The sequence below is a fragment of the Pyramidobacter sp. C12-8 genome (assembly GCF_002007215.1).
In the GTDB taxonomy this organism is placed as follows: Bacteria; Synergistota; Synergistia; order Synergistales; family Dethiosulfovibrionaceae; genus Pyramidobacter.
The window spans coordinates 1-23,741 of sequence record NZ_MUHX01000005.1; the positions used below are offsets into that span (position 1 = coordinate 1).

Sequence of the window (23,741 nt, forward strand, 5' to 3'; positions counted from 1 at the left end):
TCTTCGCCGGCAAAGTGAGCGCCCAAGGCTTCGACGCAACCCACCACAAAATCGAGAACGTCAAAGCCGGAGACGTGAGCGCGGCCAGTACCGACGCCATCAACGGAGCGCAGCTGTGGAAGGCTTCGAGCAGCCTCGCCACCCACCTCGGCGGCGGCTCCTCCGTCAACCCCGACGGCACCGTCTCCGCCCCCACCTACAAGTTCAAGTACGTGGACGGCGGCAGCTACAACACCGTCGGCGACGCCTTGAGCGCCGTAGACAAACAGTTCGGCAAAGTCTACAACAACTTCGGCAACGTCTACAACCAGATGGGCGAACTGCGGCGCGACCTCAAGAACGTCGGCGCGCTCGGCTCCGCCCTGAGTGCCTTGAAACCGATGCAGTACGACCCGCTCGAACCCAGCCAGCTCATGGCCGGCTTCGGAACGTACAAAGGCGAATACGCCCTGGCCCTCGGCTGGGCGCACTACGTGAAAGAAGACTTCATGGTCCACGCCGGAGTGTCCGTCACCCACCACGGCGAGTCGATGGCCAACGCCGGCCTGACGTGGAAGATCGGCAGGAAAGCAGACAAGGAACAGATCCCCGAACGTTACCGCAAAGGCCCGATGAGCAGCGTCTACGTGATGCAGAAGGAGAACGCCCAGCTGCAGGCGCAGGTGGCGTCGCATGCACACGAGATCGCGGAGCTGAAGGCTTCCCAGGCGCACGAGATTGCCGAACTGAAGGCTTCTCAGGTCCGCGAGATGGCGGAACTGAAAGCCGACATGGAAGAGATGAAGCGTCTGCTGCGGGCTTCGAAACGGAGATAACGTTTCAGCCTAACGTTCCGATCCTTGGATCGGCACGTATCGGCAATGTAATGTAAAGAGAAAGGACTGCAAAGGAAAGGACCGGCAATGCAGAGAAAAAGGGCGGAGTCTTATTCGCTCCGCCCTTCTTCTTTGTTCGTTTTTTATCTGTTTCTATTTATTTTCTATCAATTTGCCATTTATTCGAGGAGGTTTTATCAGTGAAACGTTTGATGCAGGCGGCAGTTTTATTTCTGACATTCGCTATGTCCGCGGCGGCGTCCGCCACGGAGATCGCCGTGGTGGACACGGAAAAGCTCCTGGTCCAGTCCGAACCCGGCAAGCTGGGACGGGCCCATCTGGAGGCAGTGCAGAAAGTGCTCCAGAAAGGGTATAACGACCTGCGGGCGCTGTACCGCGGCCAGGAGAACACGGCCGAGGCGCAGAACGCGGTCGCGCAGGGACAGGCGGCGCTGGAACGGCAGATGGAAGTGGAACGCGCGGCGGTGACGTCGGTGCTGCAGTCGGAACTGATGGCGTCCGTGGAAACGTGGCGGAAGAAGAATCCGAAGTTCCACGCGGTGATGGCGCGTCAGCTGCTGCTCGACGCGGCGCCCAGGCTGGACGTCACCGACGCCGTGCTGAAGGAGATGAACAGGCGCAGGCCGAAGTTCGCCGCCCTTCCCACGGTGACGGTGAAGAAGCCGGAAGTCCCCGCCAAGGCGGAACAGGCGTCTGCGGAAGCGAAGTAACGGCCGAAACAGGAAAAACGGAACGACAGGATCCCCGAGCGGGGGAGGCGCAAAAAACGCGTCCCCCGCGCGGGCATCGTTTCGTCTCGGGTGTCCCGTCAGCGCCGCTCGGAATCGAGATAATGCGGCGTCCGGTACGTGAGCACTTCGGCCGAGCTTTCGCCGACCAGCATCATGTCTTTGATTGGGAAGAATAAGGACAAAAAAGCGCCCCGGATTTTCAAGCCCAGTGTGCCGTTCCCGAACGGCACACCGGGCTCGAAAATCCGGGCGCTTGGTTGATTTCGATTTTCCGCCGCTCTTTGCCCTCACGCCTGCGCGGCGATGGACAGCGGCACGACGGTGTTGTAGGTGACGCCGCCGCGCTGGAAATCGTGGATCGAGACGTTCACGCCGAAGGCGCGGCGCATGTTGTCTTCGGTGATGACGTCCGGCGCCGCGCCGTACAGATCCGTCTCGCCGCGCCCGAGCAGCAGCGCCTTGTCCGACAGCTTGAGGGCGTGCGCGGGAAAATGCGTGTTGACGATCACCGACATGCCGTGTTCGTGCGCCAGATGGCGGATGATGTCGAGGATCACCAGCTGGTTGCGGAAGTCGAGGTTGGATTCCGGCTCGTCCATGACCAGCAGCCGCGGCTGCGCCGCCAGGGCGCGGGCGGTGAGCACGAGCTGCAGCTCGCCGCCGCTCATGCGGTCGCAGCGCTTGTCCGCCAGTTTGACGATGCCCGCTTCTTCCATGGCTGCCGTGGCGATCGCCTCGTCCTTCGGTCCCGGCTGGCGCGTCACGCCGAGATGGGCGCTGCGCCCCAGCAGCACCATCTCGCGGGCGGTGTAGGGGAACAGGCTTCCCTTGGCCTGCGGCACGTAGGAAACGCGGCTCCACAGCTCGCGCGCCGCATAGTCCGCCAGCGGTCGGCCGTCGATGACGGTGCGCCCGCTCTTCCACGGCAGAAATCCCATCATGCAGCGCAGCAGCGTGGTCTTGCCGACGCCGTTGGGGCCGAGGATCGCCAGGATCTCGCCGGGGCGCACGGAGAAGGACAGGTCGCGCAGGATCGCGCGCCCGCCGTAATCGAAGCAGCCTTTTTCGACGGAAAAGATCATTGCGCCGTCCCCCTCGTCCTGCGCAGCAGCGAGATGAACACCGGCGCGCCCACGAGCGCTGTGAGGATCGACACGGGGATCTCGGCGGCGGTGAGGCTGCGCGAGCAGGTGTCGATGACGAGCGTGAAGACCGCGCCGAGCGAGACGCAGGCGGGGACGATGCGCTGGTTGTTGCCGCCGCGGAGCATGCGCGCGATGTGGGGGATCAGCAGGCCGATCCAGCCGATCTTGCCGCACATCGATACGCAGGACGCCGTCATCGCCGTGGCCGCCAGAATCACCGCCAGGCGCATGGCGCGCAGGTTGACGCCCATGGAGCGGGCCTCGTCCTCGCTGAGGGCGAGGATGTTGAGCCGCCAGCGCAGCAGGTAGATCGTGAGCGCGCCCGCGGCGATCATCGGCAGGCCGACCAGCAGCGTCGAGTAATTGGCGGCCGAAAGGCTGCCCATCAGCCAGTAGGTGATCGTCGGCAGCACTTCTTCCGGGTCGGCCACGTACTTGAGCAGCGACACGGCCGCCTCGAACAGCGCGCCGATGACCAGGCCCGACAGCACGATCATGATGATCGAGTTCTTGCCGCGCACCTTGGAGATGGTCCACGTCAGCGCCACGGCGCCGAGGCCGAAACAGAGCGCGAAAAGCTGCACGGAGACCATGTCGAGCCGGAACATCAGCGCCGCGACGGCGCCGCACGAAGCGCCGCTGGAAACGCCCAGCGTGTCGGGCGTCGCCAGCGGATTGTTGAACAGGCTTTGAAAGGCCGCTCCCGAGAGCGCCAGCGCCGCGCCGCAGCACAGCGCCGTGAGCACGCGGGGCAGGCGTACGCCGAAGACGACCGACCGCTCCATGGGCGCGATCTCCGCTCCGGTCAGCGGCGACAGCAGCACGCGCAGCGTGTCGCTCGTGCTCAGCGCGTAACGGCCGAAGCCGAGGCAGAGCAGCGCCGCCAGCACGGGAACGGCCCAGAGCAGCAGCGCGCCGAAGCGACGTGATTGACCGGCCATCAGAAGATCGCGGCCTCGCGGGGCGGGTTATAAATGGCTTTCAGATCCTCGCCGGTCAGCTCGTAACCGTAAAAGCGGCGGTAGTAATCCTTCATCATCGCGTCCAGGTCGACGTCGCCGAACAGCTCGGGATGCACGCGCTGCGCCACCCAGACCAGGCTCAGCGGCGTGTCGCCGGAGGGCGGGTACCAGCGGTAGACGCCGAGCGGGAACTTGTGGACGCGCCTGTTTTTGACGGCGGCGACGTTGCTCCAGTCGTAGCCCTCGATGGCGTTGTCGTAGAAGTCCTCGGGCACGTAGGGGCAGAAGTTGTTGATGAAGATCACCTCGGGATCCCAGCTGTAGATCTGCTCGAGGTTGACCGTCTTCCAGCCTTTCAGTTCCGCGGCCGCGTTGACGCCGCCGGCGTGTTTGAGGTAGAAGGAAGCGTAATCGCCTGAACCGGCGACCACCAGCTGGCCGCCGCTGAATCCGGCGAACATCAGCGCGCGCGGTTTTTCGGCTGTGTTCGCTGTGCGTTCCTGGATCATCTTCAGCGTCTCGCGGCCGAAGTCCGCCACGCCGTCGGTCTTGTCGCCGGAGCCGAAGATCTTGCCAAGATAGTCCGCCCAGTCGGCGAACGTGCCCACGGGATCGCCGCCGTACTTGCCGGGTTTGAAGCCCACGGCGGGGATGCCGGCGCGCCGGTACATCTCGCCCTCGGCCTTCTCGCTGGCGCGGTAGAACACCACGTCGGGGGCCATCTTGATGATCTCCTCGACGTTGATCTTGCCGCCTGTGGCGAAGTCGCACTTCAGCTTGAGGATGTCGGGATACATCTTCGCCAGGTAGGAATGTTCCGCCGCGCTCATGGCCGCCGCGGGGATGCCAACGAGCCCCTGCGCGCCGCCGCGGTAGAGGCAGTAAATGCTGGTCAGCGGCATGATCGAAGAGATCACCACGCGCTCGGGATTTTTCGGAACCGTCGCCTCGGCCCCCGTATCGTCGACAAAAGTCACCGTCTCCCCGCTTTTTCCCCAGCCGGGAGCGGCGAAAAAAAGCGCTCCGATCAGCAGGAACGAAAGAAAATTTGTCCGCTTCATCGCGATTCTCCTTTGATATGAACGAAATCGAATTTACGCGGCCGCGCCGCGAAAACGCCTAATAGACGGCCGCTTCGCGCGGCGGGGCGCAGATGTATTCCACGTCTCCGTCGCTCAGATCGTAGCCGTAGAAGCGGCGGTAATAGTCCTTCATCGCCTGCGCCATGTCCACATCGCCGAACAGTTCCGGCTGCAGGCATTTGGCCGCCCACAGCAGGCTGAGCGGCGCGTCGCCCGCGGGCGGGTACCAGCGGTACATGCCCAGCGGGAACTTGTAGACGCGCCTGTTCTTGACGGCGGAAACGCTGCTCCAGTCGTAGCCCTTGATGGCGTTGGCGTAGAAGTCCTCGGGCACGTAGGGGCAGAAGTTGTTGATGAAGATCACCTCGGGATCCCAGGCGTAGACCTGTTCGAGGTTGACCGTCTTCGAGCCGTTCAGCGCCGAAGCGACGTTGACGCCGCCGCCCTCGTTGATGTAGAACTCGGCGAAGATCGTGCCGCCGGCCGCCGCCAGCTGGCCGTCGCGGAACCCGGAGAAAACGATCGCGCGCGGACGCTGTTCGGGCTTGAGCGACGCGGTGCGGACGCGCAGTTTTTCCAGCGTCTCGCGGCCGTATTCGGCGATGCCGTTGGTCTGTCCGCCGCCGCCGAAGATCTGGTCGAGCCGCTCGATCCAGCCGGCGAACGTGGCGATGGTGTCGACGCCGTGCTTGCTGGTGCTGAACGCCACCGCGGGCAGCCCGGCCTTGCGGTACATGTCGCCCTCGGCGACCTCGTTGGCGCGGTAGAAGACCACGTCGGGATGCAGCTTCATCACTTCTTCGACGTTCACCTTGCCGCCTTTGGCGAAATCGCATTCCAGCGTGAGGATGTCGGGGTAGACCTTGGCCAGATAGGAATGGCGCGCCGCGCTCATGGCCGCCGCGGGGATGCCCACGAGATTCTGCACGCCGCCGCGGTACAGGCAGTAGACGCTGGTCAGCGGCAGGATCGAGGAGATCACGATGCGCTGGGGATTTTTCGGGAACGTCACTTCGACGCCGCGGTCGTCCACCAGCGTGATCGTCTCCCGCTCCGCGGCCGCAGCCGCAGCCGCGCCCGCCAGAGCCGCGCTGCAAAGCGCCGCGGCCAGAAAACTCGCGAAAAATCGTTTCATGTCTTTTACGCTCCTTTACTCTTCGATAGAATCGCCTCGACGAGGCGGTCCATTTCGGCGCCCAGCCAATGGGGCGCGTGATCCCAATAGAGTTTGCTCGACAGCGCCGGATGAGGCAGTCCGACGAGTTCGACGCCGCTGTCCGGCGGGATCAGCCCGGCGAACAGCGGATCGCCGACGATCGTGCGGAAGCGCCCCGACTCGACCAGCCCGCGCAGCGCCGTTTCGTCGGCGACGTCCAGATCGCCGGGCGAAGCGAGGCGGCGGTCCAGCCCCAGCATCGTGCCGACCGTCACGGGCAGGCCGGGCGAACGGGCGAGGAGCTCCGCGCGCAGCGCGGCGGCGCACGCCTGTTCGCCGACGATCAGCACGCCGCCGTCGCGGCTGGGCGCGTTTTGCGCGCGGCATTGGCCGTCGGCCAGCGTCCGTTCGATCAGTTCCAGCGCCGTCTCGCCGCCGCACAGCGGCAGCGCCGCGACCCACGGGGCGCCGTAACGGCGGCGCAGCAGTTCCGCCGCGTCCATCCCCGACTGCGTGACGGCGAGGTTGAGCGCGGCTTCGCCGAGGCGTTCGATTTGTTCGAGCGAAACGCCCATCATCAGGCGGCCGTTCACTTTCAGCCCATGCCCTTCGAGGAACGCGGCCAGTTCGGCGGCGTTGCCGTTGTCGGCAAAGTCCAGCGGCGTCATGCCGAGGATGTTGACGCTGCGGGGGATCTTCTCTTTCGTTTCCTTCGCGAAGCGCTCGATCAGCGCGGTCTGCGCGGCGCCGACGCCCGCGCCGTAGCGGACGATGCCGTTGGTCGGGAAACCGAAACAGGGCAGGCCGGTGTGGTTTTCCAGCTCCGCGGCGATGCCCTTGAAGTCCGTGCCGATCACCATCGGCACGGGGCTGCCGATCACGGCGACCATCGTGGGACGGAGTTCCTCGCAGGCCGCGATGACGCGGTCGACGAGCTTGTCGTCGTCGCCCAGCACGGCGTCGATCTCGCGCAGTCCCGAACAGAACGTCCGCGCCGGCGCGTCGTACCAGCGCGGCTCGTCGTAGCCCGTGTAGTTGCCCGTGCAGCCCGAGGCGTCGTGAATGACGGCGAGGCCGCCCAGCTCGTACATGGCGGAGCAGACGCCCGAATAATCGCCGGCGTAGGCCGGCAGCGTGATCCACAGTTTGCTCACAGCACCAGCCCCGCTTTCTTCACCATGTCTTTCAGGTCGCTCTCCGCGGCGGCCGCGGCGCGGATCATCTCCAGCATCGCCGCGATGCCGCGGTAGCCCCAGTGCCCCTGCTGCGCGTCGGCGGGGGCCACGTGCCGCGAGCCGGTGATGTAGCCGCTGTTGTAGCCGATGCAGAGGCTTCCGGGCAGGCGGTCGCGGAAAAGCGCGCGCTGCGGATCCTGCGGCTGCATGATCTCGACTGCGGCGCAGCGTTCGCGCAGCCAGCGGTAATTTTCCGCGTCGGGGCCGACGACGTCCTGCACGATCAGGCGCTTCACGCAGAAGCCGCGTTCCAGCAGCGCCCTGGCGAGATCGAACGGCCGCGTCACGGCGTCGCCGTCGAGGACGACGGGCTGTCCGGCCAGAACTTCGCGCGTGCGCGCGAAATCCTCTTCGCACGCCGCCTCGTAACCCGAAAGGTCGGGACAATCCGCGCCGAGCGCCGCCGCCAGAGCGCGATACGTTTTCGTCACCTCGCGCGGGTCGTAGCTGACCAGCGCCCGCAGCCAGGGCGTGCCGTGCTTCTTTTCCATCCGCTCCGCCGCGTAAACGCCCGGCGGCGCCAGAACCACGTTCAGGCGGCTGCGCGCCATCTGCTGGAACTCACCGAACGTCGAAAAGTCGGTGATCTGCCGCGCGGGAACCGCGCCCATGCGCGCCAGCAGATCGTAATACTCGCCGTCCTTCAGCAGCGGCACGAGGCTGCCGATCAGGTTGACGCCGCCGTCTTTCCGCTCGGCCACGTCGAGCGTGGAATAGATCTTGTCGCGGATGTTCACGGCCGGCGGCACCTTGGTGTCGGTGGTGATGGGGTTCATGTGGCAGTCGATGAAGCGCACTTCGGGATGGCGCGCGTGCAGTTCCGCCGCTAGCGCCTCGTGGTCGGTGCCGAGCAGGTCGTCGAGGCAGGTGACGAAGATCATCATCACCCGCGGCGTGCGGCCGCGCTTTTCCAGCCAAGCCAGCAGCTCTTCCGCGCCGTCGACGATGGCCTGTTCGTAGCCGCCGGAGACGATGTCGTCCTCGCTCAGATAGAGATAGGAGATGGTGTCCTTGCGCCCCTGCAGACAGGCGCTCAGCGCGCCGTGGCGGCCGCAGGCGGCCGGGCCGGCGAAAAGCTGATAGCTCTCGGGCAGCAGCTGCCCCATGCGCGCCACGCCCCAGCTGCCGTGAGCCGGCGACGTGTACGTCAGCGTGCCGCGAAACGGGCTGCCGCAGGAAGCGCAGCCGCCGCAGCTCATGAGCAGACCTCCATGACTTTTTGCGCCAACTCGCGGTAGCGAGACGCCATGGCCGAATCGGGCAGCGCTTCGACGACGGTTTTGCCCTGCGCTTCGGCGGCCTGCACGGCCCCGTCGCGAGGCACCGTGTAGAGCACCCGCGTCCCCATCTCCGAGGCGGCCTTTTCCACGAGCGCCTGTTCGTCCGCCACGTTGCGCGAGTTGAGGATCAGCCCGGCGACGCCGGCGTAGCCGCGCTTGCCGAAGTTATTCACGGCGCTCACGATGTTCGAAGCCGCGTAGAGCGCCATCATCTCGCCCGAGGTGACGATCAGCACGCGGTCGGCGTAGCCGCCGCGGATCGGCATCGCGAAACCGCCGCAGACCACGTCGCCGAGCACGTCGTAAAAGACGACGTCGGGCCGGTATGCGTCGTAGGCGCCGAGTTCCTCGAGCTTTTCGAAGGCGGTGATGATGCCGCGCCCCGCGCAGCCGATGCCGGGCGTGGGGCCGCCGGCTTCGACGCAGAGGATGCCGTCGAAGCCCGTAAAAACGATGTCTTCCAGCGTCACGCCGGTCGCGCCTTTTTCGCGGATGCGGTCCAGCACCGTCGGGATCCGCACGCCCCCCATGAGCGTTTTGGTGGAGTCCGACTTGGGATCGCAGCCGATCTGCATGACTTTATGGCCGAGGCGGCTCAGCGCCGCCGAGAGGTTGGACGCCGTCGTCGATTTGCCGATGCCGCCCTTTCCGTAAATCGCGATTTTGATCATTCTTTTGCCCCCGAAGATCTCTCTTTAAAAGTTAGATTTCTCTAATTCGGATGTTGAAAATAAAAGTCAGTCTCCGCCCGAATTTTTATTAGTTGAGACTAACTTTTTGAGTTATACCATTCCAATCGGACGCTGTCAATCCGCCTCGCGTCATGGGAACGTTCTTCTCCATGGCTCTTTCTTGTGCCGATAAAAAAGCTCCCCCTCGGGAGCGCCTCGCGAAATTTCTTCGCGTGTTCGCTTTGAGTGGGAGCTTGGCTCCGTTTTATACTATTTCTTAATTAAAAGGCCGAACGCAAGGGTGCTGCGGGGGAGTTCAGTCGCTCGGACATACTCGACCGCTACGCGGTCTGCGCGGCTCGCTTTGTGAATCTCCCCCGCAGCACCCGGAAAACTATGTTAATACTTTCTATCAAGAATTAGTATTATTTTTTCTCGATAATCTCCACGACAGGCGCGGGCCATCTCCGCGTCGTCGCGGCGCCCGCTATTCCCGATCCCGGTCCAGCAGCAGGTCGACGGCGTCGAGGTAGCCTTTCAGGCCGCGCCCGGCGATCTGGGCGACGCAGGCGGCGCGGGTGTAGGAATGGCGGCGGAAATCCTCGCGCGACTGGATGTCGCTGACGTGGACTTCGACGGCGGGAATGCCCACGGCGCGCAGCGCGTCGGGAATGGCGACGCTGGTATGGGTGTAGGCGGCGGGATTGATGACGATGCCGTCGACCTTCCCATAGGCTTCCTGGATGCGGTCGACGATCGCGCCTTCGTGGTTGCTTTGGAAGAATTCCACGTCCGCGCCGGCGGCGGCGCAGTGCGCGCAGATCATTTTCTCCAGGTCGGCCAGCGTGGCGCGGCCGTAGATCTCCGGCTCGCGCACGCCGAGCATGTTCATGTTGGGGCCGTTGACGACGAGGATCTTCATAGCTGCAAAGCCTCCTTGATTTTTGCGGCGGCGTCCTGCGCCGACGACGCGGAAACGGTCAGGTCGGCCCAGGCGCGGTACAGCGGCAGACGCCGGCGGCGCAGTTCTTCCACGCCGACGGACTGCGACAGGGGCCTTCCGTCGACGGGCAGTTCGCCAGGGCGGTCGAGCCAGACGCAGATCCCGTTCTGGCGGAGCAGCGGGCGGTTGCGCGGCTGCGTGACCACGCCGCCGCCGGTGGCGATGACGATGCCGCTCTCCTTGGAGACGTCGGCCAGCGCCTCGGTCTCGAGCCTGCGGAAGGCGGCTTCGCCGCGGCGGGCGAAAATTTCCGCGATCGGGCAGCCCTCGCGTTCGGCGACGATCCGATCGAGGTCGCGCACGGGGCGCCCCGTCAGCCGGCCGAGAACCTGCGCCGTCGTGGTCTTGCCGCAGCCGGGCATGCCGATGAGCGCGACGTTGCCGGTACGGCGGGCGATGGCTGCGGCGATGCGGTCCGTCAGCGCCGCGGGCAGTCCGCGGCCGAGGAACAGTTCGCCGGCGCGCACGGCCTGGGCGGCCAGCATCGCCAGGCCGCCGCGCGCGGGGAGGCCGAGTTCTTCGGCCTGAAGGAGCAGCGCCGTGCGCAGCGGGTTGTAGATCACGTCGAGCACGAGCCGGCATCTGGGAAAGAGCCGCAGATCCACGGGGGAGGCGCCGTTTTTCGGGTACATTCCCACGGGCGTCGCGTTGACGATCAGCTCGGCGTCGGCGTGCCTTTCGAGGGTGGCGTAGGTGTCGCTCCCCGAGCGCGAGATCACGGCGAAGGGGATGCCGCAGCTTGTCAGCACGGCGCGCACGGTGCGCGAAGCGCCGCCGCTGCCCAGCACGAGCGCGGGGCGACCGCGCAGACGTTCCGCGTCTTCCCCGAGCAGATGCAGAAAACCGTCCCAGTCCGTGTTGTCGCCGCGCCATCCCCCGCCGGGCAGGCGCGTCAGCGTGTTGACGCAGCCGACGGCGCGGGCGCGCTCCGACAGCTCGCGGCAGCTTTTCATCGCGTCGATCTTGTAGGGAATGGTGACGTTGAAGCCGTCGCCGTCGCTCGCGCGCAGAAAGCCGTCCAGCTCTTCCGGCTCCAGGGGATAGAGCTTGTACTCGTAATCGCCGATCAGGGCGTGGATGGCGGGCGAGAAGCTGTGGCCGAGCGCGCGTCCGATCAGGCCGAAGCGCCCCATTTACACCACCTCGGAGTAGCTGCCCAGATATTTGAGCGTGGTGACGGCGCCCTGCAGGTCGTCGAAGATGCGCAGGAAGGAATCGTCATAGACGGAGGAGTCGAGGTCGAAATAGAACATGAATTCGAAATCGCTGTTGGCCAGCGGCCGGCTCTCCAGCTTGAGCAGATTGATGTCCAGCGCCTTGAAGCGGGACAGCACGTGCGACAGCGAGCCGCGCTTGTGCGGCAGCACCATCATCAGGCTGGTGCGGTTGGCGCCGGGATAAATTTCCAGATCTTTGGCGATGCAGATGAAGCGCGTGAAGTTGCTGCCCGCGTCCTGTACGGAAGCCTTGAGGCAGTCCAGGCCATAGAGTTCGGCGCAGCCGCGCGACGACAGCGCCGCCAGATCCTTGCGCCCCGACTCGCGCACCATCTGCGCGGCGACGGCCGTGTTCTTGACGGGCGTGGCCTTGACGCCGAGCGACTTGAGAAAGCTCTGGCTCTGCGCCAGCGCCTGCTCGTGAGAGATGATCTCTTTGATGTCGCCGATGGAAACTCCGGGATTGGCGAGCAGGCAGTGGTCGATCTTGACGCGGCAGCTGCGCACGATGTAGCAGCTGTGCTCCATCATCAGATCGTAGATACGGTTCACCGAGCCGGCCGTGCTGTTCTCGATGGGCAGCACGCCGTAGCGGCACAGCCCCTGCTCGACGGCGGAAAAGACGTTTTCGAAGTACTGAAAGTACATGATGCTGCCCGAGGGGAACATGCGCTCGCAGGCCATCTGCGAATTGGCCCCCTCCGCGCCCTGACAGGCGACCGCGGAACGGATGGGAAACTGCGCCGGCGTGTTGGCCAGCGCCAGCGAGATCTGCCGCTTGAGCGGCGAACCGCCGGCGATGATGCGGTGCTGCTCGGAACGACTCAAGTCGAAGATCAGCGAGAACAGCGCGTCCATGGACGGCGCCATCTCTTCCCCGACCGAACCGGCCAGATCGTTGAGCTTCTGACGTTCGCGGGCGGGATCGTAGATGGGGATCTTGTTTTTGGCTTTGTAGGCGGCGATGTCGCGCACGACGGCGAAGCGCCGCGTGATCAGGTCGACCAGACCGCGGTCGATCTCGTCGATCTGGGTGCGAAAATCTTTCATGTCCATTTTTCATTCGGCTCCTTTGAGCGGTTCGTAATTTCCCGGAAGCAGGGCGTCGCAGAGGGCGACGGCGGCGGCCGCTTCGACGACGGGGACGGCGCGCACGGCCGCGCAGGGATCGTGACGGCCTTTGACTCTCAGCTCCGTGGGCTGCATGGTCCTGAGGTTGAGGGTCCGCTGCGCGCGGGCGATGGAAGGCGTCGGCTTGAAGGCGGCGCGGAAGATCAGCGGCATGCCCGTGGAGATGCCGCCGAGAATGCCGCCGGCGTGGTTCGTGGCCGTGCGTACGGCGCCGTCTTCGCACACGAACGGGTCGTTGTGCTCGCTGCCCCTCATGGCCGCGGCCGCGAAACCGCTGCCGAATTCCACGCCCTTGACGGCGGGAATGCCGAAAAGCAGCGAGGCGATCCCGCCTTCGAGCCCGCCGAACATCGGCTCGCCGAGCCCCGCCGGCAGGCCGACGGCGGCGCATTCGACCACGCCGCCGAGCGAATCCCCCGCGGCGCGGGCGGCCTCGATCGCCGCGGCCATACGCGCCCCGGCGGCCGCGTCGAGCACCGTCAGCGGCGAGAAAAGGCGCGCGTCGAAATCGGACCGGGAGACGGACACGGCGTCGAAAGCGCGATCCTCCACGCCGCCGACGCTCCTGAGATGCGCGCCGACGAAGATCCCCCGCGCCTCGAGGATTTGCAGACAAACGCCGCCGGCCGCGGTCAGCGGCGCCGTGAGCCGGCCGGAAAAATGGCCGCCGCCCGAGGCGTCCTGAAAGCCGCCGTACTTGACGGCACTCGTGTAGTCGGCGTGCCCCGGCCGCGGCACGTCCCGAAATTCGGAGTAATCGCCGGGCCGCGCGTCGGCGTTGCGGATGATCAGGCAGAGCGGAGAGCCGCACAGCCGCCCGCCGGCAAGACCCGAAAGGAACTCGATCCGGTCGGCCTCGCGGCGCGGCGTCGCCAGCGGGCCGCCGGGCGCGCGGCGTTTCATGAAGGCGTCCAGCCGCTCCATGTCCACGCGGAACCCGGCCGGCAGCCCCTCGATCACGGCGCCGACGGCGGCCGAATGGGACTGCCCGAAGATGGAGAGGCGGATGCGTTCCCCCCAGCTTGAACTCATGATCATGCCTCCGTTCTGACGACGCCGCCGAGCGCGGCGAAGTCGCCGAAAAAGCCCGGATAGGACTTGTCCACCGCTTCCGCGCCCGTGATCGTCACCGTCTCGGAACACAGCACCGAGGCGGCCGCGCCCAGCATGGCGATGCGGTGATCGCCGCACGCGTCGACGATGCCGCCGCGCAGCGAGCCGCACCCGTCGATGAGGATGCAGTTGCCGTCGGGCACCGCGTGTCCCCCCAGAGCGTTCAGCGCGCCGCAGACCGAGGCGACGCGGTCGCTCTCTTTGAGCCGCAGCCGCCCGACGTTCGCGATCGCCGTGCGCCCTTTGACCGCCGCCGCGGCGACGGCCAGCGCGGGCACCAGATCGGGCGTGTCGCTCGCGTCGATGCATGTTTCGCGCAGCTCCGCCGGCGCCGCCGCGATGGAATCGCCGGCGATCGAGACTTCGGCCCCCATGCGCCGCAGGAACTCCGCCACGGCGCTGTCGCCCTGCAGCGACGGCAGCGCCAGCCCCGTGACGGCGAGCTTTGCGCCGGCCGCCCCGGCGCAGAGCCAAAAGGCCGCGTTGGACCAATCGCCTTCGGCTCTCAGCTTGGCGGGGGCGACGTATCGCTGCGCGCCGGAGACGGAGAAGCCGCCGACGGAACGGCCGACGGTGATGCCGAAAGCCGCCAGCGCCGCCAGCGTCATGTCGACGTAACCGGCCGATTCCAGCCGGTCGGCGATGAGGACGCGGCTGCTGCCTTCGAGCAGCGGCAGCGCAAAGAGCAGTCCCGTGAAAAACTGCGACGACACCGTGCCGGGCAGACGGTACCGGCCCGCCGTCAGCCGCCCCTCGACGACGGGGTGAACCGTTCCCTTGCCGGTGATGACGGCGCCGTGCCGCTCCATTTCGTTCCACAGATCGTCCATCGGCCGCGACGGCAGTTTGCCGTGCAGCGTGAAGCGTGCCTTTCGCCCCAGCGCGGCCGCCAGCGGCGTCATGAACCGGTACGTGGAGCCGCTTTCCCCCGGATCGAGTTCGACCGCGCCGCCCGCGTTCCGGTCCAGCGGCGTGACGGCGATGGCGCTGCCGTCGAAGGCGATCCCGGCTCCCAGCGCTTTCAGGCAGCGCACCGTGGCCTCGATGTCCTGCGAGACGACGCGGCAGGGCAGCTTCGTCGGCCGGTCGCCCAGCGCGGCGCAGATCAGCAGACGATGGACGTGCGACTTCGAAGGGATGGCGGCGATCGTGCCGCTCAGTTTGCGGGGCGTGATGGTGACGATCATGCCGTGACGCCCTCCGTTTCGTCCGCGGACAGGGCTTCGAGCCCGTCTTCGAGGAATTCTCGCGCCTCTTCGAGCATGACCTTGCGCCGCTCCACGCTGCCGATGCCGCGGGGAAGCACGAGCGTGACCGTGTCGGAAGCGCGCTTTTTGTCGGCGAGCATGCCCGCGAAAAGTTCGTCGGCTCCGAACCGGGTCGTCTGCGGCAGGCCGCGCCGCCGCAGGGCGCCGGACAGCTGGACGAGCGTCTCCGGCGCGCAGATGCCGCGTTTGGCGCTGGCGGCGGTGATGATCATCATGCCGATGGCGACGCAAAAACCGTGCGGGATCGAAAAGCCGCTGCATTTTTCCACGGCGTGGCCGAACGTGTGCCCGAAGTTGAGGATCTGGCGCAGCCCCGTCTCCTTCTCGTCGCGGCGCACCACGTCGCGTTTGATCTCCACGCAGCGGTGCACGATCCCGGCGATCTCGGCGGCGCCGAGGTCGGGCTTGCACGCCGCGCCGAAAAGTTTGGCGTCGCGGATCATGCCCGTCTTGACGATCTCGCCGAAGCCGTTGGCCAGCTGCTCTTTCGGCAGCGTCGCCAGCGTTTCCGTGTCGTAGAGCACCAGATCGGGCTGATAGAACGTGCCGACCAGGTTTTTGCCCGTCTCGAGGTCGATGGCCGTCTTGCCGCCCACCGATGAGTCGACCGCGGCCAGCAGCGACGTCGGCAGTTGTACGAGGCCGATGCCGCGCATATACAGCGAGGCCGCCAGCCCGCCCAGGTCGCCGACGACCCCGCCGCCGAGGGCGAAGAGCGTGTCGCTGCGGATCATGCGCAGCGCGGCCATGCGGTTGAGCAGGTCGAGGAGCGAACGCATGTTCTTGTTCCGCTCGCCGGCGGGAACGACGTGCAGGGTCGGCCGGAAGCCGGCGCGTTCCAGCGAGTCGGCGACGCGCCGCGCGTAAAGCGGCGCCACGTTGGCGTCGGAGACGATCAGCGCCTGACCGGCGCCGCGCAGGGGCGCGGCGATCTCGCCGGCGGCGCCGAGCAGATCGGCGCCGGTGTGCACGTAGTACTTCTTCGAAGGCGTGGAAACTGTGACGCTGTTCATTTATCCGTCCACCTCTTCCTTTCTCCGGCGTCCCTCTTCGAGCAGCCGCCAGAGCCGTTTTTCGTCGCCGGCGGCGATGGCGTCGCGGTACTGCCGCAATTCGCCGAGAATCTGGTCGATCTCGGAGAGCAGATGATCGCGGTTTTCGAGGAACAGATCCGTCCACATCGTCGGGTTGAGCCAGGCCACGCGGGTCAGGTCGCGGTAGGAACCGGCGGAGAAGCCGCGGTGCTCGCGCGCCGTCGGGCTCTTCACGTAGGCGTTCGAGACCACGTGCGCCAGCTGCGACGTGAAGGCGATCAGCCGGTCGTGATTCTCCGCCGTCGTCACGGCGAGGCGTTGGAACCCCGCCGGCATCACGAAACTCCTGACGCGCTCCAGCAGCGCGACGTCGTCGTACACGCGCGGCACCACGACGAAACTGGCGCCGCGGAACATGTCGGCGCGGCTGTTTTTGAAACCCCAGCGGTGCGTGCCCGCCATCGGGTGCCCGCCGGCGTACTCGAAACCGTACCGCCTGGCGAGCCGAAAGCCGGCTTCGCAAATGCGGCGCTTGATGCCGCAGCAGTCCATCACCAGCGCCGCCGCCGGAATGAAGGGTGCGTTCGCCTCCAGCCACTGGCAGGAAAGTTCCGTGTGCAGGCAGACCAGCACGCCGTCGCATTTCCCCAGCGTCTCGCGGTCCAGCTCGCCGTCGATGGCCCCCAGCAGCCGGGCGAATTGCAGCGTGGACTGATCCCGATCGGCGGCGTAGACGGCAAACGTCTCGTCGGCCGCCTTGTAGGCGCGCGCGAACGAGCCGCCGATCAATCCCAGCCCGACGATGCCGATCGTCTTCATGCCAGCGCCTCGCGCACGGCGCGCACCTTCCGCGCCGCCGCGTCGAACTGCTCGGGCGTCAGCGACTGGGCGCCGTCGCACAGCGCGTGGGCGGGATCGTTGTGGACCTCGATGATCAGCCCGTCGGCGCCGGCCGCGGCGGCGGCGTAGGACATCGGCGCCACGTAGCGCGAGTAGCCCGTGGAATGGCTGGGGTCGATGATCACGGGCAGATGGGTGAGCTCGTGCAGCACGGGCACGGCGGAAAGATCGAGCGTGTTGCGCGTGTAGGTCTCGAACGTGCGGATGCCGCGCTCGCAGAGAATGACGTTCTCGTTGCCGCCGGCCATGATGTACTCCGCGCTCATCAGCAGTTCCTTGAGCGTGTTGGCCAGCCCCCGCTTGAGCAGGATCGGTTTGCGGCAGCGTCCCAGTTCCTTGAGCAGGTCGAAGTTCTGCATGTTGCGCGCTCCCACCTGAAGCACGTCCACCTCGGCGAACAGGTCGAGATCGTTGATGTTCATGATCTCCGAGACCAGCGGCAGCCCCGTTTCCTTCTTGGCCTCGAGCAGCAGCCCGATCCCCTCGCCGCGCAGCCCCTGGAACGCGTAGGGCGACGTGCGCGGCTTGAACGCGCCGCCGCGCAGCATCGTCGCGCCCGACGCCTTGACGGCTTTGGCGATCGAAACGATCTGCTCGCGGCTTTCCACCGAGCAGGGGCCGGCGATGATCTGGAAATGGCCGCCGCCGATCTTGACGCCGTTCACGTCGACGACGGTCGGCTCCTCGTGGAACTTGCGGTTCGCCTTTTTGAACGGATCGCTGATGCGCGTGACGCGCTCGACGATGGACAGGCTCTCGAGCATCTCGATGTCGACCTTGCTGACGTCGCCGATGAGGCCGATGATGGTGTGGAACTCGCCCTGCGAAACGTGGCAGGAGAGCCCCATGCCCTCGAACCATTTGCAGAGACTGTCGCGCTGCTCCGGGGTGGTGCCGTTCTTCAAGACTGCGATCATGTGAAAACTCCTCCTTAGGAAATCGTCGAAACCGTCTCGTCCTCCGCGGACGGAAAAAAACAAGGCCGTGCAGCGATTCTGCACGGCCTTATGACTCTCCGAAAAAAACTGCGTTTTACCGATCAGCTTTTTGGCAGCACAAAATCACTTTTCTGGAAGCTCCAAAAAAGTAAAAGTAATAGCATTCGGCTGCAAAAAAGCTGACGTTCATCATCAGGAACGCTCCGTCATGCCTCTGTGGGCAGGATACTTTTCGATACCGTTAAGTATACTGCGCCTCCCCCGGAATTGTCAATTATTGCGAAGATCGCGGGACGAGCGCGCAAACGGCGGTGGCTTTTGCCGCGTTTCTGCCTTAAAATAGCTCCAGATTCCCCCAACGACTTTCAAGGAGGCATGCTGATGAAAAAGTTTCTGGCCTGTGCGGTCGTTTTTCTGAGCGCCGCGGCGCCGGCGGCCGCGTCCGAGTCGCTCACGGTCTACGGCTTCGACGCCGCCCAGATGCAGCGCTTCATCCTGGCGACGTTCGACGGTTCCGCCCGCATGGACGTGATCGAGCAGAACGACGTCGTGCTGGCGCTGGCGAAAGAGATCCCCGCGTCCCGCGTGGAACATTTGATGCCGGAATACCGCGTCCCCTCGCGCGACCCCCTCGTTCCCGACCGCTGGGAACGCGAGCCCGTCGACTTTGCCGAAGAGCGGGCCACGTTCAGCTTCCGTCCCTCCCGCGACGGCGGCCTGACCGTGACGATGCGCGCCGACCTCGTCGCCAACCCCGGCATGTGGCGCCGGGAACGCACCGTATCGCGCGACTGCGGCGATTTCCACGCCTACGCCCGCTACGCCCAGGCCTTCTTCACCGGCGGCTGGGGCTCGGGCATGGATCTCGAAGAGCGGAACGGCCGCATGCACGTGCTCGACGTGCTCGAAGGCAGCTCGGCCTGGAACGCCGGCATCCGCGAAGGCGACCGCATCCGCGTCATCAATAAGACCCCTGCCGACAGCGTGGCGCTCGATTATTTCGGCCGCAAATACCAGTGGAGCGACTACGGCAAGCCCTTCACCGTCGAGATGGAGCGCCCCAACGGCGAACGCTGGCACGCCGAGCTGAGCAACGACTACATCCCCGCCCAGACGGCGCGGCTCGAACGATTCTTCGGAGTGAGCGGCGTCCAGCCCGGCCGGACGCGCGAAGAAGTGGAAGCCTCGACGCGGCGCTGGGTCTCCCCCGAGGAGAAAAGGGCGCGCGAAAATGCCCCCGCCGTACCGTCCAGCGGCATGGAATTCGACGACGCCGGCCGCGTCGCGTCGGTCGCGCCCGGTTCGCCGGCCGATCTTGCGGGCGTGAAGCCCGGCGACGTGATCGTCGAGCTCAATCTGGTCAAGTTCGGCGACACGGGCGCGGCGAAAGCCCGCGAAACCATCGAAAAGCGCGTCGCCGGCGGCCTGACGGCCATCCTCGACCTGAAGCGCGGCGGTGCGACCTTCACCGTCCGGGTGAAAAAGCCCGCCTCGGGCAAAAAATAAAAGGAGCGTGCGTTCGATGAAAGAAATCATGCAGGTCAAAGGCCTGAAACCCCGCGGGCATTACGCGCTGGCGCTGATCCACGACGGACTGATCTTCATCTCCGGCCAGCTCTCCAAGGATCCGGAAACGGGCGAGAACCGACCCGGATCCATATAAAGATGAAACCATGCGCGCGCTGAACAACGTCGACCTCATCCTCAGAGAGTGCGGTTCCTCGCGCGACAAGGTGCTGAAGACCACCGCCTTCGTCGGCGGCGAAGACGACTGGGCCGCGGTGAACCAGTGCTACGCCGAGTTCTTCGGCGCCCGTCACCCGGCCCGCTCGATCGTCCCCGTCGGCGCGCTGAACGCCGGCCTGAAAGTGGAGATCGAAGTCATCGCCGCCGTCGAGTAATACTGTTTCTCAATTAAAAGGCCGAACATAAGGGCGCTGCGAGGGAGATTCGCAAAGCGAGCTGCGCAGACCGCGCAGCGGTCGAGCTCCTTCTGAGCGACTGAACTTCCCCGCAGTCCCCCGAAAACTGTGCTGATGCTTTCTATCGAGAAATAGTATTACTTTTCCAATTTGCGATAGAAGTGCCGGCAATAAAAAGCCGTTCCCATCTCTGCGCCGCGGCGCGGAGACGGGAACGGCTTTTTCGTTTGGGGCTTACAGGCGCGCGGCCTGCGCTTCGATCTGGGCGGCGATCTTTTCCAGCGCGGCGCGGTCCGTTTCGTCGAAGCGAGCCGGTTCGGGGCTGTCGAGATCGAGCACGCCCCAGAGGCGGCCGCCGACGGTCAGCGGGATCACCAGCTCGGAGCGGGAGGCGTCGTCGCAGGCGATGTGCCCGGGGAAGGCGCGCACGTCGGGGACGAGCTGACTTTTGCCGGCGCGGACGGCGGCGCCGCACACGCCCTTGCCGGGCGCGAGGCGCGAGCAGGCGGGCTTGCCCGCGAAGGGGCCGAGCACGAGCTCGCCGCCGCGCAGGAGATACAGCCCGACCCAGTTGACGCCGCCCACGGTCCAGTACAGATAGGCCATGAAGTTGCACAGGTTGGCGAGCGGGTCGCGTTCGGCGGCGGCCAGGGCGGCCAGCCGGGCGGAAATGAGGCGGTAGCGTTCGTCCTTCGTCAGTTTGGCGGGGATTTCGACGGAGATCATCTCACAGGCTCCTTTCGCAGCGGGCGCTTTTGCGCCGCGTTTCTGCCGGCATTGTACCACGAAAGGCCGAGCGGGCGGCGGGAAAATATTGTACAATAAGACCACGCCGGGAAAAATCCGGCGCGAGGAGGAATAAAAGTCATGAAGTACGTCTGTTCGAGATGCGGGAAAGAGGAAGACGCCGCAACGCGAAAGCCGCGCTGCGAGTGCGGCGGGCTGTGGGATCTCGAGTTCGAAAAGCCGAAGTTCAGCCTCGACCTCGTCGACCGGGACGAGTGGAGCGTTTTCCGCTACCGCGCCTTCATGCCGCCGCTCGGCGAGGCATGGAGAGCCGTCAGCCTCGGCGAGGGGCTGACGCCCGTGGTGCGCTTCGACGACGATCTGTCGCTGAAGATGGATTACTTCATGCCGACGCTGTCGTTCAAGGACCGCGGCGCCGCCGTGCTGGTGTCGCACTGCCGCGCCGCCGGCGTAGAATCGGTGGCGCAGGACAGCAGCGGCAACGCCGGCAACAGCGTGGCGGCCTACTGCGCGCGGGCCGGCATCGCCTGCGAGATCTTCGTGCCCGAAGGCACCTCGCCGAAGAAGATCGACATGATCCGCGCCCACGGCGCCGTCGCCAACGTGGTTCCCGGCTCTCGCGACCACTGCGCTGACGTGTGCCGCGCCGCCGTGCGCGAGCGCGGATTGTATTACGCCAACCACGTCTACAATCCCTTCTTCTACGAAGGGACCAAGACCTACCTGTACGAGATTTACGAGCAGCTGGGGCGCGTGCCGCGGAACATCTTCGTGCCTGTCGGCAACGGCACGCTCTACCTCGGCGTCGTCAAAGCGCTGGAAGAGTTCCTCGCCGCCGGGATCATCACGGGAATGCCCAACGTCGTCGTCATGCAGAGCGAGAACTGCGCGCCGCTGCTGGAAGCCTGGCGCAGCGGCGAGGAGCGGCTGGCGCGGATCGTCCCCCGTCCCACGCTGGCCGAGGGCATCGCCATCGGACAGCCGATGCGCGGCGAAGCCATCCTCGCGTCGGTGCGCAAGTACCATTTCAAGATCGTCGCCGTGCCCGAGGACGCGATCCTCGCCTGCCGCCGCGAACTGGCCGCGAAAGGCGTTTACTGCGAGCACACGGCGGCCGCCAACTACGCCGGCTACCGCCGCTACTGCGAACTGTACGGGAGAACGCCCGACAGCGTCATCCCCATGTGCGGCGCGGGGCTGAAATCCGATCACTGAGGCGCGAAAACGACGCCCGGCATGAAACGGCGAAAACGGGGACATCTCGCCGACACAGGAGACATCGGCGTCGAGCGCGAAATGTTCCACGTGGAACATTTCGCGGCGGCGCGCATCGACAGGAGCGAATCGCATGGAACGGGACGGCGGGGAAACGATCATTCGGTTGGATATGAGTCGGAGCAGGACTTGCGTGTACGCTGAACTCGCCGCGTTTCTGGACGAAGCGGCGCGGGCCGCGCGGACGCCGCTGAGCGGCTTTCGCGTCGGCGCGTCGGCGCTGGGAAATTCGGGGCGCGTCTATCTGGGCGCCAATCAGGAGTTCGCGGGGCTGCCGCTGAACTTCACCGTCCACGCCGAACAGGCCGCGGCGATCGCCGCCCGCGCGCACGGCGAAACGCGGCTGATCGCGCTGGCCGTGTCGGCCGCGCCCTGCGGCTACTGCCGCCAGTTTTTGACGGAGCTGAAAGCGCCGCTGGACGTTGTGCTGAACGGCGAAGCGCGGCCGCTCGGCGCTTATCTGCCGCACGCTTTCGTCCTGGAACGCGGCGGCGAGAATCTGCTTACCCGCGCCGCGGTTCTGAAAGCGGCCGACCTGGACGGGCTGGCGCGGGCCGCGGCCGCGCACGGCTACGCCCCCTACACGGGCACGCGCAGCGGCCTGGCGCTGCGCACGGCTTCCGGCCGGGTCTACGCCGGCTGTCTGCTGGAAAGCGGCGCCTACAACCCTTCGCTGACGGCGCTGCAGACGGCCCTGACGCTGCGCGCCCTCGACGGCGCGGCGGACGACCCTGTCGCCGCGGCCGTGCTGGCCGAGGCCGGCCCTGCTCCCTTGGCCCCGCTCCTGCCCGCGCTGCTGGCGCGCATCGCGCCGCGCGCGGAAGTTCGGACGATCCCTTTGAACGACGTCTCATAAACGACAAGCCTGTCTCAAAGCTCGCGTAAGGCGAACCGGGAGACAGGCTCTTTTTGTGGGATGACCGTAGATCGTGCCGTTTTTTTTCCGCGGCTGGCGCCGTTTCCCTTGACGCTTTTGCGGCGCGTTCCGTTTACGTCTAAAAGAACAGAGGGCGCTCCCCCAGCCGCGCCGTCACGAACAGGCTGTCGGTAAAAACCGGCCGCAGCAGGCGGAAGAACAGCTTCATACTTCCGTGAAGGCGGCGCAGCAGCCCGCTGTCGCCGTAATTGCTGACCTCGATGTCGCCGAGGACGGGGAACAGCGCCTTGACCTGTTCGGGGCGCGCGTCGTATTTGAAGCCCCAGCCGCCGAACAGCCCCGGTTTGACGCCGCGCACGATGCGGTGCGCGTGGCGGGCGAAAAACGGCGTGGCCGTGTCGAAGAGCACCGCCGCTCCCGGGCTGTGCCGCGCCAGCCGCGCGAACATCTCGTTCAGCGCGTCCGCTTTGAGGTACATGAGAACGCCGCAGGCGTAAAACAGATCGACGCGCGGCGGCAGGAGCTCGACAAACTCGGGCTGCAGCACGTCGGCGGCGATGAAATGGTGCGCCGCGTCCTCGGCGTAGACCGACCGGCGGGCCGCGATCCCGTCCGGCAGGTCGTAGTCGTACCACCGCGCGGCCAGATCGCCGAGGCGGAACGGGCGGCTGTCCAGCCCCGCGCCGAGATTGGCGACCACGCCCTGCGGCTTCTCCTTCAAAATTTTCGCGACGGCGGCGTCGAAGGCCAGCTCGCGTACCAAAACGCCCGCGTTGATGCGCCCCGTTTCCACACTTTTGATCTGCTCGGGCGTCAGGTTCCCGACGATCTCCTCCGCCCACGGGTCGTAAAAGTCTTCGTCCGGGTTCTGCGACGCCCGCGCCCGGGCGACGACGGTGATCAGCGCCGTGCCTTCCAGCTCTCGAAGTTTCAGTTCCATCGTGTTCCCTCCTTGCGCGCAATTGAGTTAGTCTATTATAACTTGCTCCGCTCCCCTTGAAAAGGCGCGCCCGCGGGCGATTCCATGAGGAACGTTCATCGGCTGTAATGGAACGCGGCGACGGTCGGAGTTCCCTGTTTTGCGAAGCCGGCGCCGCAGTAATACTAATTCTTAATTAAAAGGCCGAACGCAAGGGGCTGCGGGGGAGTTCAGTCGCTCGGAAAACTATGTTAATACTTTCTATCAAGAATTAGTATAAAACCGGCTCCCGCACCAAA

General features: G+C 65.7%; 25 protein-coding genes. 8 read left to right on the forward strand and 17 right to left on the reverse strand.

Annotated features, from left to right (window positions below):
* Together B0D78_RS02700 and B0D78_RS02705 are read left to right on the forward strand one after the other, a co-directional pair.
* Positions 1-815 (forward strand): YadA-like family protein (locus tag B0D78_RS02700; RefSeq protein ID WP_205948251.1); only part of this gene is annotated, 815 nt, incomplete at its 5' end.
* Between the two features lie 200 nt (positions 816-1,015).
* Positions 1,016-1,546, forward strand: coding sequence for an OmpH family outer membrane protein (locus B0D78_RS02705; RefSeq protein WP_078015453.1), 531 nt, complete (start codon positions 1,016-1,018; stop codon positions 1,544-1,546).
* 308 nt (positions 1,547-1,854) lie between these two features.
* Here B0D78_RS02705 and B0D78_RS02710 read toward each other — a convergent pair whose 3' ends face one another.
* The 15 genes from B0D78_RS02710 to aroF all read right to left on the reverse strand — a co-directional run bounded on the left by B0D78_RS02710 (position 1,855) and on the right by aroF (position 17,681).
* Complete coding sequence (locus B0D78_RS02710; protein WP_078015454.1) at positions 1,855-2,649, reverse strand: ABC transporter ATP-binding protein; 795 nt, start codon at positions 2,647-2,649, stop codon at positions 1,855-1,857.
* Complete coding sequence (locus B0D78_RS02715) at positions 2,646-3,653, reverse strand: FecCD family ABC transporter permease (RefSeq protein ID WP_078015455.1); 1,008 nt, start codon at positions 3,651-3,653, stop codon at positions 2,646-2,648. The genes B0D78_RS02710 and B0D78_RS02715 overlap by 4 nt, the downstream gene beginning before the upstream one ends.
* Positions 3,653-4,735: an ABC transporter substrate-binding protein gene (locus B0D78_RS02720; protein WP_078015456.1), complete on the reverse strand. Its 1,083-nt coding sequence runs from the start codon at positions 4,733-4,735 to the stop codon at positions 3,653-3,655. Before B0D78_RS02720 ends, B0D78_RS02715 begins: the two co-directional genes overlap by 1 nt.
* Positions 4,736-4,793: 58 nt before the next feature.
* The gene (locus B0D78_RS02725; protein ID WP_078015457.1) at positions 4,794-5,891 is read right to left on the reverse strand and encodes an ABC transporter substrate-binding protein; all 1,098 of its coding nucleotides are present in this window, start codon (positions 5,889-5,891) and stop codon (positions 4,794-4,796) included.
* Positions 5,892-5,896: 5 nt separating this feature from the next.
* Positions 5,897-7,066, reverse strand: coding sequence for a nitrogenase component 1 (locus B0D78_RS02730; RefSeq protein ID WP_078015458.1), 1,170 nt, complete (start codon positions 7,064-7,066; stop codon positions 5,897-5,899).
* On the reverse strand, positions 7,063-8,346 hold the full coding sequence (locus B0D78_RS02735) for a nitrogenase component 1 (protein WP_078015459.1): 1,284 nt from the start codon (positions 8,344-8,346) through the stop codon (positions 7,063-7,065). The genes B0D78_RS02730 and B0D78_RS02735 overlap by 4 nt, the downstream gene beginning before the upstream one ends.
* A complete protein-coding gene (locus tag B0D78_RS02740; protein ID WP_078015460.1) occupies positions 8,343-9,098 on the reverse strand; it encodes a nucleotide-binding protein in 756 nt (251 codons plus the stop codon). Before B0D78_RS02740 ends, B0D78_RS02735 begins: the two co-directional genes overlap by 4 nt.
* Positions 9,099-9,585: 487 nt before the next feature.
* Complete coding sequence (aroQ, locus tag B0D78_RS02745) at positions 9,586-10,020, reverse strand: type II 3-dehydroquinate dehydratase (protein ID WP_078015461.1); 435 nt, start codon at positions 10,018-10,020, stop codon at positions 9,586-9,588.
* On the reverse strand, positions 10,017-11,234 hold the full coding sequence (locus B0D78_RS02750; RefSeq protein ID WP_078015462.1) for a shikimate kinase: 1,218 nt from the start codon (positions 11,232-11,234) through the stop codon (positions 10,017-10,019). The genes aroQ and B0D78_RS02750 overlap by 4 nt, the downstream gene beginning before the upstream one ends.
* On the reverse strand, positions 11,235-12,374 hold the full coding sequence (locus B0D78_RS02755; RefSeq protein ID WP_078015463.1) for a bifunctional chorismate mutase/prephenate dehydratase: 1,140 nt from the start codon (positions 12,372-12,374) through the stop codon (positions 11,235-11,237).
* Positions 12,375-12,377: 3 nt separating this feature from the next.
* The gene (aroC, locus tag B0D78_RS02760; protein ID WP_078015464.1) at positions 12,378-13,481 is read right to left on the reverse strand and encodes a chorismate synthase; all 1,104 of its coding nucleotides are present in this window, start codon (positions 13,479-13,481) and stop codon (positions 12,378-12,380) included.
* 2 nt (positions 13,482-13,483) lie between these two features.
* A complete protein-coding gene (gene aroA, locus B0D78_RS02765) occupies positions 13,484-14,749 on the reverse strand; it encodes a 3-phosphoshikimate 1-carboxyvinyltransferase (RefSeq protein WP_078015465.1) in 1,266 nt (421 codons plus the stop codon).
* On the reverse strand, positions 14,746-15,843 hold the full coding sequence (gene aroB / locus B0D78_RS02770; protein WP_078015466.1) for a 3-dehydroquinate synthase: 1,098 nt from the start codon (positions 15,841-15,843) through the stop codon (positions 14,746-14,748). Before aroB ends, aroA begins: the two co-directional genes overlap by 4 nt.
* Positions 15,844-16,683, reverse strand: a complete 840-nt coding sequence (locus B0D78_RS02775; RefSeq protein WP_078015467.1) for a prephenate dehydrogenase — start codon at positions 16,681-16,683, stop codon at positions 15,844-15,846. It abuts the gene before it with no gap.
* Positions 16,680-17,681 carry a 3-deoxy-7-phosphoheptulonate synthase gene (aroF, locus tag B0D78_RS02780; protein ID WP_078015468.1) on the reverse strand — a complete coding sequence of 334 codons (1,002 nt, stop codon included), beginning with the start codon at positions 17,679-17,681 and terminating at the stop codon, positions 16,680-16,682. The genes B0D78_RS02775 and aroF overlap by 4 nt, the downstream gene beginning before the upstream one ends.
* Positions 17,682-18,083: 402 nt before the next feature.
* On the opposite strand from aroF, the gene B0D78_RS02785 reads away from it, so the two are divergent.
* From B0D78_RS02785 to B0D78_RS02790, 3 genes are read left to right on the forward strand one after another with little or no spacing between them, the layout of a single operon-like run.
* On the forward strand, positions 18,084-19,208 hold the full coding sequence (locus B0D78_RS02785) for a PDZ domain-containing protein (RefSeq protein ID WP_078015469.1): 1,125 nt from the start codon (positions 18,084-18,086) through the stop codon (positions 19,206-19,208).
* Between the two features lie 16 nt (positions 19,209-19,224).
* Positions 19,225-19,365: a RidA family protein gene (locus B0D78_RS12735; protein WP_168169976.1), complete on the forward strand. Its 141-nt coding sequence runs from the start codon at positions 19,225-19,227 to the stop codon at positions 19,363-19,365.
* Between the two features lie 10 nt (positions 19,366-19,375).
* The gene (locus B0D78_RS02790) at positions 19,376-19,603 is read left to right on the forward strand and encodes a RidA family protein (RefSeq protein ID WP_078015470.1); all 228 of its coding nucleotides are present in this window, start codon (positions 19,376-19,378) and stop codon (positions 19,601-19,603) included.
* Positions 19,604-19,858: 255 nt separating this feature from the next.
* Here B0D78_RS02790 and B0D78_RS02795 read toward each other — a convergent pair whose 3' ends face one another.
* On the reverse strand, positions 19,859-20,350 hold the full coding sequence (locus tag B0D78_RS02795; RefSeq protein WP_078015471.1) for a GAF domain-containing protein: 492 nt from the start codon (positions 20,348-20,350) through the stop codon (positions 19,859-19,861).
* 141 nt (positions 20,351-20,491) lie between these two features.
* On the opposite strand from B0D78_RS02795, the gene B0D78_RS02800 reads away from it, so the two are divergent.
* From B0D78_RS02800 to cdd, 3 genes are read left to right on the forward strand one after another with little or no spacing between them, the layout of a single operon-like run.
* The gene (locus B0D78_RS02800) at positions 20,492-21,586 is read left to right on the forward strand and encodes a threonine synthase (protein ID WP_078015472.1); all 1,095 of its coding nucleotides are present in this window, start codon (positions 20,492-20,494) and stop codon (positions 21,584-21,586) included.
* 21 nt (positions 21,587-21,607) lie between these two features.
* Positions 21,608-21,790: a hypothetical protein gene (locus tag B0D78_RS12740; RefSeq protein WP_158606357.1), complete on the forward strand. Its 183-nt coding sequence runs from the start codon at positions 21,608-21,610 to the stop codon at positions 21,788-21,790.
* Positions 21,780-22,502, forward strand: coding sequence for a cytidine deaminase (gene cdd / locus B0D78_RS02805; protein WP_168169977.1), 723 nt, complete (start codon positions 21,780-21,782; stop codon positions 22,500-22,502). The genes B0D78_RS12740 and cdd overlap by 11 nt, the downstream gene beginning before the upstream one ends.
* A 139-nt stretch (positions 22,503-22,641) precedes the next feature.
* Here cdd and B0D78_RS02810 read toward each other — a convergent pair whose 3' ends face one another.
* Positions 22,642-23,463: a class I SAM-dependent methyltransferase gene (locus B0D78_RS02810; protein ID WP_078015474.1), complete on the reverse strand. Its 822-nt coding sequence runs from the start codon at positions 23,461-23,463 to the stop codon at positions 22,642-22,644.
* Positions 23,464-23,741: the final 278 nt, after the last annotated feature.